Origin of the sequence: Aquamicrobium soli (genome assembly GCF_042646345.1) — a bacterium.
Taxonomy (GTDB): Bacteria; Pseudomonadota; Alphaproteobacteria; order Rhizobiales; family Rhizobiaceae; genus Mesorhizobium; species Mesorhizobium soli_A.
The window spans coordinates 294,123-308,800 of the sequence record NZ_JBHRTK010000001.1; the positions used below are offsets into that span (position 1 = coordinate 294,123).

Below are 14,678 nucleotides of genomic sequence, written 5' to 3' on the forward strand. Positions count from 1 at the left end.
GACGCTCTAGCTTAGCCGCTCAGCGATCGGATCACGCCAGGTTAGCTGCTCAATCTTGGACACGACCAGTTCGAAGGCACTCCTGTCTTCAAGCAGAGCCATATCGATATCGCCGTTCTTGAGCGCATCCAGCATGTTGGCTTTAAGCGAGGAGGCTGCTTCTTGGCCCTCATGCACGTCTATATGCCTTATGGCGTATCCTATGCAAAGGTAGAGTGTGTTGAGGATGATTTTGATCTTTTCGATTTCCGAATTAGGCATGTCGTCGAGATATTCGGGCATTTGCGTCTCCTTCATGGTCACAACGAACCTGCCGCTACTGAGTTCCTGATCCTAATTCCGCCTCGCCGACGTTACGCCATACCCGGCCTTCGACTTTCGCCCCCACCCGACGTCCTCGGCCATTGGCTGCGCTCAGAAGGCGACGGTCGGAGCTCGGTAGATTCCACTTTTTTCATCAGTGGCCAATCAATGCGTGCGGTCTTGTGCGCCTACGATGACCAGCATCGGCGGCTTAAAGCCGTATGGTACGTCTTTGCGTTTAGCCCAGCGCACCACGGCGGTGAAGCCAATGATGAGCAGGCGCCGCAGCGTTCGCACTCCCATCCGCGACGTTCGTCCGAGCCGCTCCTTGCCTCCGGTCGAACGCTGGTTCCAAGTTGCGAAGTTCGTGTCCGCAGCGGAACGTCTCCGCTGCTGGCGCCATTGCCTCCAGTGCGGTAGCAATCACCGGACCGATACCGGGCACGCTCATCAGGCGACCGGCCGTATCGTCAGCCCGCGCCAGCTTGCTTGTCGACGAGAGCCTCGGGGTTGGAAACGCCTCTTTCCGTCTCTGTTGAGCTTTAAGTCTGGCGGTGGAATTCCGAGCGCTCGAATATGACCACCAAGCCCAATGCGATGATGAGCGGCGCAATCAGATAGAACAGGCGGAAAACCAATAGTGCTGCCACTACTCCCGCCTGATCCATGTGCGATAACCCAGCTAGGAACACGACTTCCAGCACACCCAAACCACCTGGAGCATGCGAAATTTGCGCCACCGAAAACGAAACAAGGAACACGCCGAGCACCACCAAATAGCCTGGATTGTTTTCCACCGGCAGGGCGAAAAACAGTATTGCGGCAGCGGCCAGTAGTTCTATGGGACCGATCAGCAACTGTCGTGCCACGATCGGTAGGCGAGGATAGTGCAGTTGGATTGCCCCGATCCGTATCGGGCGCAAGTTCAGCCAACTACCAAATACATAGGCGGCGATCATCGACAACATTGCGATTCCCGCACCTGTTGAGAAACCCGCGTAACCGATATTCGAAAAGCGTTCGAAGAGGCTTGGCTCAAGGAGCAGCACGATGCCCGATAGCAGCAGGATCGACAGAACGAACGTGACCGAGCAGACCGCTACGAGCACACCCACTTCTTGACCGGAGAGGCCCCGAGTGGAGTAAGCCCGATAGCGGACAACGGCGCCGGAAAAAATCGACCCGCCAATATTATGGGAGAGGGCGTAGGTCGTAAATGAACACAGGGTTACGAATAACCAGGAGACCCGTTTGCGAAGATGCAGGAGCGCTATGTGGTCGTAGCCGGCCAGTGCCGCATAGGCCACGAGCGCGCTCATCCCGGCTAGGACCCAGCGGTGGATGGCTATGGCGGCCAGGCCGTCCCATACATCATCAAGCGAAATGCCTCGCAACTCGCCAAAGAGCAGCCGTATGGAGAGCACAACAGCTGCAAGACCAACCGTAGGCCAGAGCAAGCGCCTCAAATTCATTCTACCACAGCCATCGACAGCTCCATTCCGTCATATGGATACGGGTCTCTCCGCTCAGAGCAATGTCTCATTGGGTAGGGTGCTTCGATTGGTTGATGGCTAACATTTGGGTATGAGACAATCATCCGCTAGTCGAACGTAACCGATCTCATCACGACGATCAGCTTCGGATGCTTCTGCTGAGGTAGGATGTTGGTGGACATGACGCCAGCATACTCGCGTCTCGCTGGTGCCATGCCGCCCTTTGACACGGAAACAGTCGCATGTTTTTGCTTCGTTCCGCATTTTTCGTGCGGGATGGAGTGGTGCCGCAATGCCGCTTGACGGCCACTGGTGACAGCTCAGCGGCAATACCGGCAGCTAGTTGCGAGCTTGGGGATCAGGTTAGGCGTGCTCATTCGGCACATTGCGGTTGAGGCGCCAGATCGTCAGGTTGAGTGCGGTGGCAAAAGTGACCCATGCAAGGTAGGGTATGAGCAGCAGAGCGGCTCCGACGTGTACCTGCAGGAACAGCATTATCGTCGCAACGATGGAAAGCCACACCAGGACAATGTCGACGAGCGCGAGATCGGGACGGTGCAGGCCAAAGAAGAGCGGCGTCCAAGCCGCGTTGAACACGAGTTGGAGGGCATATATGCCAAGCGGCAGAACAGCGCCGCCGAACCCGACTTCCCGCCAAATCAGCCAGCCGGAGACAGCGATCATCAGATAGAGACTGGTCCATACCGGTGCGAACAGCCGGTTCGGCGGACGCCACGATGGCTTCTTTAAGCGCTTGTACCATTCGCCTGGGCGGAAAAAGGCGCCCGTAGCCGCCGCGAGGAAGCAGGCAAGAATGAAACCGGCAAGCCCAAGCATCGAAGTCATCTTGTTGCATTCTCCATTTCGGATCGGGTAAGGCTAGCGCTTGTCGGGTGAGACGACGACAATCGCGGAGCACCGAGCATGGCCCTGGCGGCGATAGCTGTGTGAAAAGCCGGAGTTGAAATAGATAGAATCGCCGTCCCCGAGCAGCGCGTCTTCGTCACCGATATTAAGGACGAGCTGCCCGCTCATCACGAAGATGACCTCTGCTCCGGCATGGCTGTGCGGCACGGGTGGCTCCGACCGCGGTTCGAACTCCGCGTAAAATGCTTCCATGCGGCGGTCCGAGACTGGAAAGTCCAGGCTCTCGAAGAAGTAAGAAGGCGCATCGTCGCCTGGGCGGTCCGGCAGCCGCACGCGATCCTTCTTCCGGACAATCGCCAGCGCGGGCCGATCGGCCGATGCGATGAAGAAATGCTCAAGCCCGACGCCGAAGACCATCGCGACCCGGAGCAATGTTGGCAATGTCGGAAACAACTGGCCTCGTTCGATCTTCGAAAGCATGCCCGGCGATAGCCCCGTGTGCTCACCGAGCTGCACGAGGCTGAGGTCCTTCTTCTGCCGCAGCTCCCGGATTTTGGCGCCAATGCCGTACGCCTTGAGGCCTGCGGTCAGGGTTTCTGACAACACCCTTCTCTCCCTTGTTTTACCCAAGCGAAAATTACCATCTGCCGTTTTTCCTAATACGATAATCGTTATTCATGTCACGAAAATTTGTATGACATTCAAACTAATTATCTCTATATGCAACTTTGTCGCGGCGTAAATAAGGCTGCGAACGCAACACCAGCCGGACAGGGCCGTCATCAGCTTAGGAGAACTTCAATGAGTTCGACACTTGTGAAGCTCGCGGCAGTCGCCGCAACGGCAGTTGGTTTTGTGGTGGGAACCAGTGCCTATGCCGCCGACCAGGATGTCATCGATACCGCCACCGCCGCTGGTCAGTTCAAGACCCTTTCCGCAGCCCTCGATGCCGCGGGCCTGGTTGACACGCTGAGAGGTGTGGGACCGTTCACAGTGTTCGCGCCGACGGACGCGGCCTTCGCCAAGCTGCCGGCCGGCACGGTCGAGACCTTGCTCAAGCCGGAAAACGAGGTGCAGCTTAAGGCGGTTCTCACCTACCACGTCGTGCCAGGCAAGATGAGGGTCGCCGACGTGACGAAACTCACGGAGGCCAAAACCGTCAACGGCGCGCCGGTGGCGATCAAGGTCGACGGCGGCAACATGATGCTGAACGATGCCAAGGTCACCGCCACGGATATCGCGGCTTCCAACGGCGTCATCCACGTCATCGACACCGTGCTGATGCCGCCCGCCAACTAGGGCGGTATCCAGACGGCAACAGAGACACCCTCTCATTCACTCAAGGAGCGTTCGATGACACCTCTCAATATCCTGACCCTCATCCTCCTCATTGTCGGCGGTTTGAACTGGGTCTGGTCGGTTCGTTAAACTTCGACCTGGTTGCATCCATGTTCAGGGCGGGTCCCTGCTTGCGCGGGTCATCTACATCGCTGTCGGCCTTTCGGCGGTGTGGCAGGCGATGCGGCTAGCCGGCGCATTCAGCAGCGGCGAGTCGATGCCGCAGCGTGGCAGCGCCTCTCGATAGTGGCATGGCCCCGTCTCGCGTCCAGAGAGGCGAGGCCGACCCTGGGGAGTCCGCGCAACATGTTACCCAGCAAGCGGACGGTATTGGTCAACGACATGATGCAGCGGAGTTACCGCTATGTCTTGAGCGAGCCGGAGGGACGCAATTTCGACCCTGGCTTCGAGCCCGAGCTTACTCCCATGGAGATGCTTCGCCTGGGTGTTTTCGGCGGCAAATACCTGACCGACTGCCGCAGCGAATTCCCGTCCGACTGGTTTGCGGAAGCGAAGCTATCACCCAACGCCTCCGATCAATCGCTGAACTATTTCGGCGTCAAGGCCAGCCAACCGCTGGCAGTCTGGCGAGCGAAGGGCTGGATCCATCCCGAGGATCCTCGCGGCTGGTTTCAATGGTACTGCCGCTACTACATGGGCCGGAGGTTGCCGGGAGAAGATGTGCGACAGATTTGCCGCTGGCGTGCGATGGGTCGTCACGTCCAACAAGTGCGCCGGAATTGCGAGCCGGGTGATCTTGGCTGCCGCAGACGGCAGCGCCAAGCGCTCCTTCATTGGGCATACGACAGCCGAGGACTGTGACGATCGGCATAACCTAGGTTCGCGCGGCGAAGCGCGGCTAGATTTCTCCCGCAGACGGCTGTGCCCGTACCCGCCGGAAATCATTAAATCGGCCCCGATTTTCTTCGCTTCCTTCAAGAGCGCCTGCGGCGCATCCCGATCGCTTACGTCGATGACCTTCGATCGGGCCTTCACTCCATGCCTCTTCAGGAAGCGGACGACATCTGCCCCGCCCTCTCGGGCGAGGTCCTTCTGGTTGCCTTCGATCGGCGCGACGAGAACCTCTTGCGCGGCGACGAGAAACGGTATGGCATCTACCACGGGACGCCTCACCTCGCGCGTGTCTTTCCAGCTTACGAGGATATTATCGGCCGTCATGGGTTCATGGCGCTCACTCGGGAATAGGACGGGCCGGCCGGCCGACAGGATCAATTCACCCGGGGAAACCGTGCGATGACCGCTCGCGATGCCGTTGTTAGCGCTGGCGACCAGTAGATCGGCCGCACGCGCATGATAGGCAAGCAACTTCGTCGGCTCGCCGATCATGCCGAGCCACGAACCGCGACTGCTATCGACGAGGTTTTGGAATTCCGATTTCAGTACGTCCAGGCGCTCTTCGATCTCGATGCACTGCTGCTCCAGTTCGTTAAAGGTGCTACCGTTGACGTCACCAGGAACGGACCGATAAGGATCGGCCACGCAAAATGCGATCAGATGAGCCTTGAAGCGCCGAGCAAGGCCGCAAGCGAGACCAAGCGTGGCGTAGCTATGGCATCTATGTCGAGCTGAACCATAATCGTGTTATAGATCATCGCGGTATCCGTTCACCCGGCGACCGTCCTCTCGAACAGGCTTCTGCGCCTTGACGCATGTCAAACCGCTCGTGACAGCGACGATGCTCCGCAATTAAATAAGCCTTCACGTTCCGGGACGGCCAGCGTGAAATCTCGCCGCGGCTGTCACCGCCTGTTTCCACTTGTGGCCCTGCGGCGGACTCCCGGATTTGCGAGAGATCAATGGAATCCATCCTGCTGCGATAGACGCCACCCAGACTTTGAAGGGTGGTGCCCGATGCTCAGATTTTTGCTCGTCTCAGCCGCAAAACGGACTGTCTGAAGATGGCAACGCCGCGGCGGCTTTCACATCATACTCTGATGGTTGTTGTGGCAGCCTTTACTCTTTGTTTTACGGCTCTGCGAAGGCCCGAGCAAAAGAATCAAGGATCGGCCGTACGAGGTATTCGAAGAAAGTACGATCACCGGTGTTGATGAACACCTCGGTCGGCATTCCCGGATAGAGCTGCTCCGGTTTCACGCTAGGAGGGAGATCGTCGATGATCTTCAGCTTCGCACGAAAATATGGATCGTGGGTAACCTTATCGATGAGCCGGTCTGCAGAAACCTGGGTAACGGTAGCCGAAACCTCAGGAGTAAGGCGTGTGTTGAGGGCAGACAGCCGTAATTTCGCCGGTTGCCCGGCGCGCACCATGTCGATGTCCTGTGGCCGCAGCCGCGCATCGACCAGAAGACCTGAGCCGGTCGGCAGTATCTCCATGATCTTTTCCCCAGACGCTATGACGCTCCCCCTGGAGTTGTATGTGGAAGATACCACGATGCCCGCTGCCGGCGCCTTTATCGTTGTTCTTCGCAGCACGGCCTCGGCCGCGACGATCTGCTCGTTTATGTCGGTCAGGGAGGCGCTGTCTTCGTTCAGCTTCGTTATTGCCTCCTCCACGCGTCGCGTAGTCAGGCGCTCGATCTGCTCCTGGGCTTCCACGGTCTGGCTGTTCGTCACTGCCATTTGTGCCTCTACCATCCCTGCGCGGCCAACAAGATCGGCTTCGCTGCGCAGGAGTTCGGAATATTCGCTACGATTGGTCAGGCCCTTGTCGAGTAAGCCTGCTTTGATCCGGAGCTCTCCTTTCACCACTTCGGCCTGCCGGTGAATGGCTTGCTTCTGAGCCCGCAGCCCCGCAGCCGATTCCCTGTACGTAGCAACGCGTTGACGTAAGATCGACTGTTCCGAGCGGAAGCGACCTAGCTTGACCTCGAACTCCTTTTTCTGTTCACGAACTAGATTTTCGAGATCTTTCTCGAAGGGTTCGCCTGGGCTCATAGTGATCGGCCCGAGCCTATCCAACCCGTCCCGTTCAGCCGCAAGCCGTGCGACGTTTGCCTTGAGTGCCATCGAACGCTTCGTCAGCCGGTTGAGTTCTGCTTGCGCGGCGGTCCGATCGAGAACAACCAGCTCCTCGCCGGGCTTCACCCGGTCACCCTCCCGAACCCGCAGTTCCTGGACGATCCCGCCCTCAGGATGCTGGATGAGAATGTTCCCGCCCATCGCGGAAATCGTGCCCTGGCTTACCACCGCTCCGGACAGGGGCGCGGTGACAGCCCAATATCCAAAGCAGCCGACCAGTATCGCCAGCGCGCCGTATCCGGCGAATGCCGCGGGCCTGACGTCAATACCTCGGTTAGCCTCCCAGCGAAGGCCTTGATCCGTCATCTGCTACGATCCCTGCCTGATTTTGCGAGAGGTGTTGCTGATAGCCATGCTGAAAGATCCGGTCGTCGCTGGGTTCTGAAACTTGGGAGGTCGTGAGTCTCCACTCGTGGCCGGCTGCCCCAGTACTTCGTTGGCTGGACCAAAGGCTTCGATAAGCCCAGCACGCAAAAGCATCACGCGATCGCACGTGGCGGCTATGGAGGGCCGATGGGTGATCACAACGACGGTGCACCCCTCCTTCCGTGCGGCTGAAAGCATGTCCTCAAGGGCAGCCTCGTCCTTGCCGTCGAGATGAGCATTTGGCTCATCGAGAACGAGAAGCCTGGGATTACGATAAAAGGCGCGGGCAAGCCCTATTTTCTGGCGCTCACCGCCGGAGAGCACGCGGCCCAAGGGACCCAGGCCGGTCTGGTAGCCGTCTTGCTGCGCCAATATCAGTTCGTGCGCTCGAGCACGCTTCGCGGCTTCGATGATCCCGCTTTCGTCCGCATCCAGCTCGAAGCGGGCGATGTTTTCGGCAATCGTTCCGGGGAAAAGCTCGACTTCCTGTGCAAGGTAGCCGACATGTCTGCCGATCTGATTTTCGTCCCATGTCCTGAGGTCGGCGCCATCTATCTTGACGGAGCCGCTGGTCGGCTGCAGGGCGCCGACAAGCAGCTTCATGAGCGTCGATTTGCCGGCGCCGCTCGGTCCGACGATGGCCACCGCTTCTCCGGCGCCGATGTGGAAGTTCAGCCTCTTGATAATGGGCTCGGAGCCGGCGGAGGCATATGGCGCAATGAAAATCAGGTCCTTCGCCGAAAGGACGCCTGTAGGGGCCGGCAATTTCAGCTTCCGTGCCAGTGCCGGCCGCGCCGAGAGCGCGTTTTCCAGCCGCTTCCATGACTGCCTGGCGTTCATGATCTGCCGCCAAGATCCGATCAGTTGATCGAGCGGTTGCAGTGCACGGGAGGAGACGAGGGAGGATGCAAAGATCAGCCCGGCGGTCATCTCGCCCCGGAGGACGAGCCATGCTCCCGCGCCCAGTATAGCGAGTTGCAGCATCGTGCGGGCGGCACGGGACGATCCGCTGAAAATCGCATTGGCGGTTGATGAACGGTCATGGAAGCCCATCGCTTCTGAGAAATGGCGCCCCCAAGCCTCCGTAGCGTTTCGGACCATGCCCATGGCATGGAGCGTTTCCACATTCCGGCTGAAGACCTGTTCGCACAGGCTCGCGGCAGCTGAACGTTGCGCAGACAGAGCATCGTTCCTGCCGACGGCAAGCTGGTTTCCCGTGACCAGCGCGATCAACAGCACGGCACCCGCCAGCGTCAACCAGAACAGAACCGGGTGGATCAGATAAAGCACGGCGAGAAAGAGCGGAGCAAACGGCAGATCGAACAGGACCGCCGCGCCGCGGGATCTGATGAAGGCGCATACCGAGGCAAGATCACGTAACGGCGAGGTGCTTCCCGCGCGATAGTTGTCGGCGAGCGAGGCAGCGAACGTCTTCGAGCCCAGCTTTCTCTCGACCGCTGCCGCGACACCCTGCGCATAGATGGAGCGGATCGCATCCAAAACGCCGAGAAAGCCGAGCGCGACGACCGAGATAGCCGACAGGAAGAACAGCGTATCGACGCTGGAGGATGGCAGGACGCGGTCATAAATCTGCAGCAGGTAAATCGGGGTCACCAGCAGCAGGACATTGATCAGCGACGAGAAAACACCGATATCGACGATACCCCGCATCATTACTAACCGCAGGCTTGACCGATCAATCATCTGCGCATTCTCTCGCTCGGGGCTTCATTTCGAAATGCCGGCTCAAGAAATTCACACCCAAACAAAAAAAGAAATTTGGAAGTCGACCCCGCTAGATACCTTGCCGTGTGGTGATCACACGTTCCTGCAGGCAGATACGTTCAGACCGACCAGTCGTACGTCGTATCCAGCGCACCGTTGTGCACATCGTCCAGCGAATAGGCGCGAATATAGTCGATATGCATTTCCGCCGGCGCAGCCAGGCCGTCATCAGGGGCTCCTGCGATGCCGCCGACTGCAAGATTGACCAACATATACATAGGATCGTGCATGTCAGCGGGCGTAGCGGCACGAGCGACCTCGACATTGTCGTAATACCAGATGAGCTTGTCCTCGGTCCAAAGTACCCCATAAGTGTGGAAGCCCTCAGTATCCAAAACGTTGACCGTCGACGAAACCGTTGTTCGTTCTCCGCTTGCGTTTGAGTGCGCCGTCATGAAGAGCCTGTTCGGTTCCTGGCCGCGCGTCTCCACGACATCGATTTCCGGCGGCCATGAGCCGTCTTCGGGAAGAAGCCAGAAGGCGGGCCAGGTTCCATCGACCTCGGGTAGATCGGCACGCATTTCGAAATAGCCGTAGGTTTGTGAAAAAGATTCGTGGGTTGTAAGCAGGCCCGACGTGTATTCATAGTTGTTAATCAGTGGCTCGATATCAGCCGGTGCCCTGGCTGCGGTGATCGTGAGAATTCCGTTTCCCACACTGAATGGATTGACCTTGCTTGTCGGGCCGTAGTTCGTGTCGATGTACCACTGCAACTCGCCGTTCGTGCTCAAGGTGCTTCCGTTCGGCTGACCCCACCAGAAGTTGGAATCCCAAGTACCACTTTCGCCGTTCCAATGACTTAGAGTGTCAAAATTGTCGACGAAGGACGGCGTCATTCCGGATTTGTCTATCGGCAGCTCGAATTGGCCCGGCGCGAAATTTTCGATGGTCGTGTCCTTAAAGACGAGGATTTCGTCGGAACCAAGATCGAGCTGCACGTCTGACCCCGTCTGGACCATATGTGCCTGAACGGCTTCGAACGACGTCAACCCGTCACCGTTGAGGCGCACCGTGTCGACCGCTTCGAAGTCGACGATCAGGTCACTGCCATTGCCCTTGGAGATGACAAAAATGTCCGAACCGCTGCCGCCAATCAGGACATCGTTGCCTATGCCGCCATCCAGTGTTTGACGACCGGCTCCACCCTGGATGATATTGTCAAGCGCATTCCCGAACGCATATCGGCCATTATCCGTCACCGTCAGGTTTTCGACGTTGTCGGGAAGCGTGTAGCTCATCCAGGTGACGACTGTATCGATACCCTCTCCGGGTTCCTCGGCTACCTTGTTGATGGACGAGTACAAATGGTAGATGTCGTCGCCCGCGCCACCATGCATGGTGACGTAGACGCTGGCGTCGCCCCAGAAGGTGTCGTTGGCGGAAGTGCCGTACAGCTCGGGACCGGAATGAGTTGCAGAAATGTGTCTCGTGGAGGCGCCGCTGTAGAAAAGTGGAACACCCTTGGCGTTCACGATGGTGTCCATCACTCGCTCCTGGTTCGCGATTTCCCCCGAGCCAGGCTAGCATTCCCGCCACGTTCGCGCGATCTGCTTGCATTAACGTTCTACAACACGTCGTTACATTGGGGGAAGACGGCTACGGCACACTATGTGCACCTCGGCTCCCCTGGGAACTGGCTGCTACGCTCTTTCCTGCGCCGGAAGCAGACTGACTGCACGCGGCGCGGCTGCTGTGGTGGGCCATCGCCACTACAAGCTTCGGGTACAGAAGCAGGCATTTTCGGCACATCTTGAATATCTGAGATAAGCCGCTGCCGAGCAAAAGTTTCCCTTAGCTTCGAGCCCAAATCGGCGCGAGCGCGAATGGCGTCGCACTATCTCTCTATTGGCCGTGTCGGGCGAAGGGAGAAATGTCATGGGTATCTGACAGTATGACCCAGCCGCTAAAGGTCCATCAGCCTAGAAGGCAGGCAGGCAGGTCGGCGCCAAACGCGCGCTCGAAGTGAAGCAAATCTGGCTGATCCGCTTTTTGCTCGATAGCTAAGGGCGGACAGGCCGCCCGACAATAGCTTAACCGCCATTATACTGAAACTTTTTGTGCAGTCTGTCAGTGCTGCGTCAACAGCTCCAACGTAGCTAGGAGACGCCGCTCAGCGATCGGTTTTCCGACATTGGGAGCTCCAGCGAGAACGGCGCCGCCGAATTGCTCGGCATTCACATAGGCGGTTGCTACGGCGAATGGCACATCGTTCGCCTTCAGTTTCACTGCCACCTCGGTGACTAATTCATTACCCAGATTAACATCGAGCAGCGCGACAGTGGGCAATTCGTCCGCCAGCACTCGAAGCGCGTCCCGAACGTTCGCCGCCGGGCCTAGCACGCGCCAGCCGTGATCCTCCAGCATGGCCTGGAGATCCATCGCGATGAGAAACTCGTCCTCGACGATCAAAACGCTCTTTTGCACATGGTAGACCTTCAGCTTGGGTGAGTGGCACTTTCCAGTGGAATGACGATCTCCACGGCTAAACCCTCCGCCGCATAGTCTTGTTCCAAGTGCCCGCCGAGGCTGTAGGTCGTAACCGATTGAATGAGTCGGGTGCCGTAGCCCGCTGTTGCCGGGGGAGCCACCGGGGGTCCGCCGCTTTCTGCCCATCTGAGCCGAAGTTTCTTGTCTTCTTCCTCCAGTTTCCAACTGACATGCACTCGACCGCCAGAAACCGACAATGCTTCGTATTTGGCGGCGTTGGTCGCCAGTTCGTGCAGAGCGAGGCTCAGGGACATTACCTCTCGAGGGCCAAGCTCGACCGTCTGGCCGGACTCGACCAAAATGACCTCGGGGTTGCCAGCGTAAGGGGCCAGGATGCGTTCGAGCAGTTCAGCCAGACTGGCTTCCTCCTCCCCGCCAAATGCCAGCTCTTGAGCCTCCACCAAGGCACTGAGGCGGCCGAGGAAATCGTCGCGATATTCTTCTGCTGAGCGGCTCTTGGTGACGGTGTGACGGGCCATTGACTGTATCACGGCGAGCAAGTTCTTCATCCGGTGCCGGAGTTCGCCGTACAGCATGTCTTTCGCTGCATCACGACGAATCCGGTCGGTAGCGTCCACAATGGACAGCAACAGAGAGTGGCCACCATTGTCCGGATGGTGCAGCTTGCGAGCTGTCACGAGCATCGTTCTGCGCCCAAGGCGAGGGAAATCGTGCTCGACCTCGTGGTCAATGACGGCCGTGGCTTTGGGGATCACCTGCAGAAGCAGTTCGCGCAGTTCAGGGATGTCCCACTGACCGTTCCCCAACTCGTAGAGGCGCTGCCCGATTGTCTCATCCCGATCGACCTGAAATGTTTGAAAAAAGGAACGGTTGGCGCTTTGGACGCAAAGGCTCTCATCCAAAACCAGCAACGGGTCGGCAACCGTATCAACGATTCCCTGCGCCTGAACGTGGCCATTCCGCATAAGACGGTACAGGTCTTCCATATTCATCATGCGCCCCTCGCTGATCCGGCCCGCCCTATGCAAACCGACAATCATGTCGGAAGAGCATACCTAAGAGGATTCCAGATCGACTGAGAAGAGAAAATTAGAACCGTCAATGCCTTCGGCAAGCCCAGTTCTCCGGCCCAGGACGTTGTTGGCCGTGGCCCGATCCCCCATTCCTTGAGCCCGCTCTGAGGCCGCTGTTGAGCGCGCTGGACGCCGGTTGATGAGCAGCCGCTGCCCGATCTATAACAGCGCATGGCAAAATGGACGATCCATCCCTGATCGACGGCAAGATGACCGTGACGCGCTACTGTCACGCCGTCCAATTCAGGTCTCGATCTGGAAAAGCTTCGTGACCGTCTCGGTCGGATGCACTGGCAATGGCGGTCGATCTGGAACCGAAGCTGGTTTGCTCGAAGTGCCCCGGGCGGCTTGGCCTGATATATATGCCGACGACGCCAAGGTGTTTGGCATGGGGAAGGTGACAGGGAACCGGTACGCCACGGCGAAGGTTGATTAATATCCGTCTTTTCCATCTTCGCACATCACCGCCAATTCACAGCGTCATAGGTGTCCATCGTTTTCGTGGACGAGCCAACGGGCGGTTTACGGCGACCGTGGTGGCTTCTTGGCTCCGCTTCAAACCTCAGGTTCAAAATTTAGAATTCTGGTAGGGAAAGTATTTCAGGGGCACTTGGGAAACAGCGAGCCCGATTGAATAGCTTCGGTTGGATCCTCGAACGATCACAAGCTCCGCCTCGGTTAACACCGGGGCGGGCTTTTCTCGTTATCGCACCTTTTACTTCACCTTGATGGCGATACCGCTGAGATCGGCGTTGACCTGCAGGCCGACCTGTTTACCTGACAGTTCGAGTTGGGCACCCTTATCATTGGTCATAACTATCATCTGGGCTCCCTTTCCGAGCGCACCGCCGCCCCCGACCGCTCCGTAGACTCCGGCCACATCTCGCGCTCGGCGAATATGGCTTACGGTACCCTGGAAATAGGTCTTAGAAGCGCCAAAGGCGAAACCGCCAGAGATGCCGCTTACAGAAATGGGGTAGCGATGGCCGTGGAACGTCAAGGTGCCTTCGCCTCCAGACCCACCGACAAAGAAGGCAGCTTTGTAGACGAAGAAGCGAATCTTACCGCTGTCAGCCTGTGCGGACCCGGCAAAGCTAATTGCCGCTACGGTGAGGGCCGCAGCCGCGACTGTACGAAGTTTGGGCGAAACCTTCATGATGCATCTCCTCGAAAACGACGCCTGCCCAGCCCACACAACCCTCAAGGGCGACAGGAGTTCCCGTGAAGGTGGCGGTGGGAGTTTTCGGTGAACAAAAATGCAGTTGCTGCATTTCCATCAAGAGGCGATCCCCGCCTTATGGAGAAAACCATGGACTGGAACCGCGTTGAAGGAAACTGGAAGCAGCTCAAAGGCAAGGTCAAGGAGCAGTGGGGGAAACTTACCGATGACGATCTGGATCAGATCGCAGGCAAGCGTGACCAGTTGGAGGGCAAAATTCAGGAGCGCTACGGCATCGAAAAGGATCGAGTTCGCTCCGATGTGGACGACTGGTACGGGCGACAAGGCTGGTAGCACTATCGATCGACGAGCCCGCGCCGTGGAACGGAGCGGGCTTTTCCCGCGTAGATTGGCTGACGGTTCCTTGCATCGCTGGCGTCGATTGCCCATCGTGTGACTGCCGGTTGAGAGTTCTATGGGCAGGCTACCGAGCCGGTTCCGACACCCAGCAGACGGACAACCTCGAAAGTAGTCGCCAGCGCGCAAGGACGTTCTTTGCTTGGTCCGGCTGCACTGTGGCTCCGGCTGAGATAGAAGTCAGATAACCCAGCCGCCTTCCACTTGTGGACATCATGCGTCCGACCACGACTTAACCCTGTCATCTACCGCGCGACCCGACACCTTTGCCAGCCAAAAAAAGTGATGCGAAACGCCTACCGCTCGTCAATGCTGTCCGCCCTGGCGTCCGCTTCTGAGGTCCGCTCGCGATCTTTGGCATAGTTGCCGCTGCCGCCACGGCGGTTCGGTATTCGTCCTATCTGCCAGTTCGTCAGTTCGACCGGACAG

General features: G+C 58.2%; 16 protein-coding genes. 5 read left to right on the top strand and 11 right to left on the bottom strand.

The features are described 5' to 3' along the window. Window positions 1-6: 6 nt before the first annotated feature. From ACFOHJ_RS01515 to ACFOHJ_RS01535, 5 genes are all read right to left on the bottom strand, one after another. A complete protein-coding gene (locus ACFOHJ_RS01515; protein WP_378217759.1) occupies window positions 7-282 on the bottom strand; it encodes a hypothetical protein in 276 nt (91 codons plus the stop codon). A gap of 186 nt (window positions 283-468) precedes the next feature. Further along, the gene (locus tag ACFOHJ_RS01520; RefSeq protein ID WP_378217761.1) at window positions 469-606 is read right to left on the bottom strand and encodes a hypothetical protein; all 138 of its coding nucleotides are present in this window, start codon (window positions 604-606) and stop codon (window positions 469-471) included. A 239-nt stretch (window positions 607-845) separates the two neighbouring features. Next, window positions 846-1,775 carry a lysylphosphatidylglycerol synthase domain-containing protein gene (locus ACFOHJ_RS01525; RefSeq protein WP_378217763.1) on the bottom strand — a complete coding sequence of 310 codons (930 nt, stop codon included), beginning with the start codon at window positions 1,773-1,775 and terminating at the stop codon, window positions 846-848. A gap of 384 nt (window positions 1,776-2,159) precedes the next feature. Continuing rightward, entirely contained in the window at window positions 2,160-2,642 is a 483-nt protein-coding gene (locus tag ACFOHJ_RS01530) for a TspO/MBR family protein (RefSeq protein ID WP_378217766.1), read from the bottom strand. Between the two features lie 33 nt (window positions 2,643-2,675). Beyond that, on the bottom strand, window positions 2,676-3,269 hold the full coding sequence (locus ACFOHJ_RS01535; protein WP_378217769.1) for a helix-turn-helix domain-containing protein: 594 nt from the start codon (window positions 3,267-3,269) through the stop codon (window positions 2,676-2,678). 210 nt (window positions 3,270-3,479) lie between these two features. On the opposite strand from ACFOHJ_RS01535, the gene ACFOHJ_RS01540 reads away from it, so the two are divergent. The 4 genes from ACFOHJ_RS01540 to ACFOHJ_RS01555 all read left to right on the top strand — a co-directional run bounded on the left by ACFOHJ_RS01540 (window position 3,480) and on the right by ACFOHJ_RS01555 (window position 5,591). Further along, entirely contained in the window at window positions 3,480-3,962 is a 483-nt protein-coding gene (locus ACFOHJ_RS01540; protein WP_378218062.1) for a fasciclin domain-containing protein, read from the top strand. Window positions 3,963-4,307: 345 nt separating this feature from the next. After that, on the top strand, window positions 4,308-4,823 hold the full coding sequence (locus ACFOHJ_RS01545; protein WP_378217771.1) for a hypothetical protein: 516 nt from the start codon (window positions 4,308-4,310) through the stop codon (window positions 4,821-4,823). Window positions 4,824-5,000: 177 nt separating this feature from the next. Then, the gene (locus ACFOHJ_RS01550; protein ID WP_378217773.1) at window positions 5,001-5,207 is read left to right on the top strand and encodes a hypothetical protein; all 207 of its coding nucleotides are present in this window, start codon (window positions 5,001-5,003) and stop codon (window positions 5,205-5,207) included. Window positions 5,208-5,312: 105 nt separating this feature from the next. Then, a complete protein-coding gene (locus ACFOHJ_RS01555) occupies window positions 5,313-5,591 on the top strand; it encodes a hypothetical protein (protein WP_378217776.1) in 279 nt (92 codons plus the stop codon). Window positions 5,592-5,987: 396 nt separating this feature from the next. On the opposite strand, the gene ACFOHJ_RS01560 is transcribed toward ACFOHJ_RS01555, so the two are convergent. From ACFOHJ_RS01560 to ACFOHJ_RS01585, 6 genes are all read right to left on the bottom strand, one after another. Continuing rightward, complete coding sequence (locus tag ACFOHJ_RS01560; RefSeq protein WP_378217778.1) at window positions 5,988-7,307, bottom strand: HlyD family type I secretion periplasmic adaptor subunit; 1,320 nt, start codon at window positions 7,305-7,307, stop codon at window positions 5,988-5,990. A 3-nt stretch (window positions 7,308-7,310) separates the two neighbouring features. Continuing rightward, the gene (locus tag ACFOHJ_RS01565) at window positions 7,311-9,041 is read right to left on the bottom strand and encodes a type I secretion system permease/ATPase (RefSeq protein ID WP_378217781.1); all 1,731 of its coding nucleotides are present in this window, start codon (window positions 9,039-9,041) and stop codon (window positions 7,311-7,313) included. A gap of 170 nt (window positions 9,042-9,211) precedes the next feature. After that, window positions 9,212-10,636 carry an endo-1,3-1,4-beta-glycanase EglC gene (locus tag ACFOHJ_RS01570; RefSeq protein ID WP_378217783.1) on the bottom strand — a complete coding sequence of 475 codons (1,425 nt, stop codon included), beginning with the start codon at window positions 10,634-10,636 and terminating at the stop codon, window positions 9,212-9,214. Between the two features lie 583 nt (window positions 10,637-11,219). Further along, entirely contained in the window at window positions 11,220-11,576 is a 357-nt protein-coding gene (locus ACFOHJ_RS01575; RefSeq protein WP_378217785.1) for a response regulator, read from the bottom strand. An 11-nt stretch (window positions 11,577-11,587) separates the two neighbouring features. Next, the gene (locus ACFOHJ_RS01580) at window positions 11,588-12,592 is read right to left on the bottom strand and encodes an HWE histidine kinase domain-containing protein (protein WP_378218064.1); all 1,005 of its coding nucleotides are present in this window, start codon (window positions 12,590-12,592) and stop codon (window positions 11,588-11,590) included. 796 nt (window positions 12,593-13,388) lie between these two features. After that, window positions 13,389-13,829 (bottom strand): hypothetical protein, encoded by a 441-nt coding sequence (locus tag ACFOHJ_RS01585; RefSeq protein WP_378217787.1) that lies wholly within the window; start codon window positions 13,827-13,829, stop codon window positions 13,389-13,391. A gap of 153 nt (window positions 13,830-13,982) precedes the next feature. Here ACFOHJ_RS01585 and ACFOHJ_RS01590 point away from each other — a divergent pair, with 153 nt between their 5' ends. Beyond that, window positions 13,983-14,186, top strand: a complete 204-nt coding sequence (locus ACFOHJ_RS01590; RefSeq protein WP_378218066.1) for a CsbD family protein — start codon at window positions 13,983-13,985, stop codon at window positions 14,184-14,186. The last annotated feature ends 492 nt before the right edge of the window (window positions 14,187-14,678 follow it).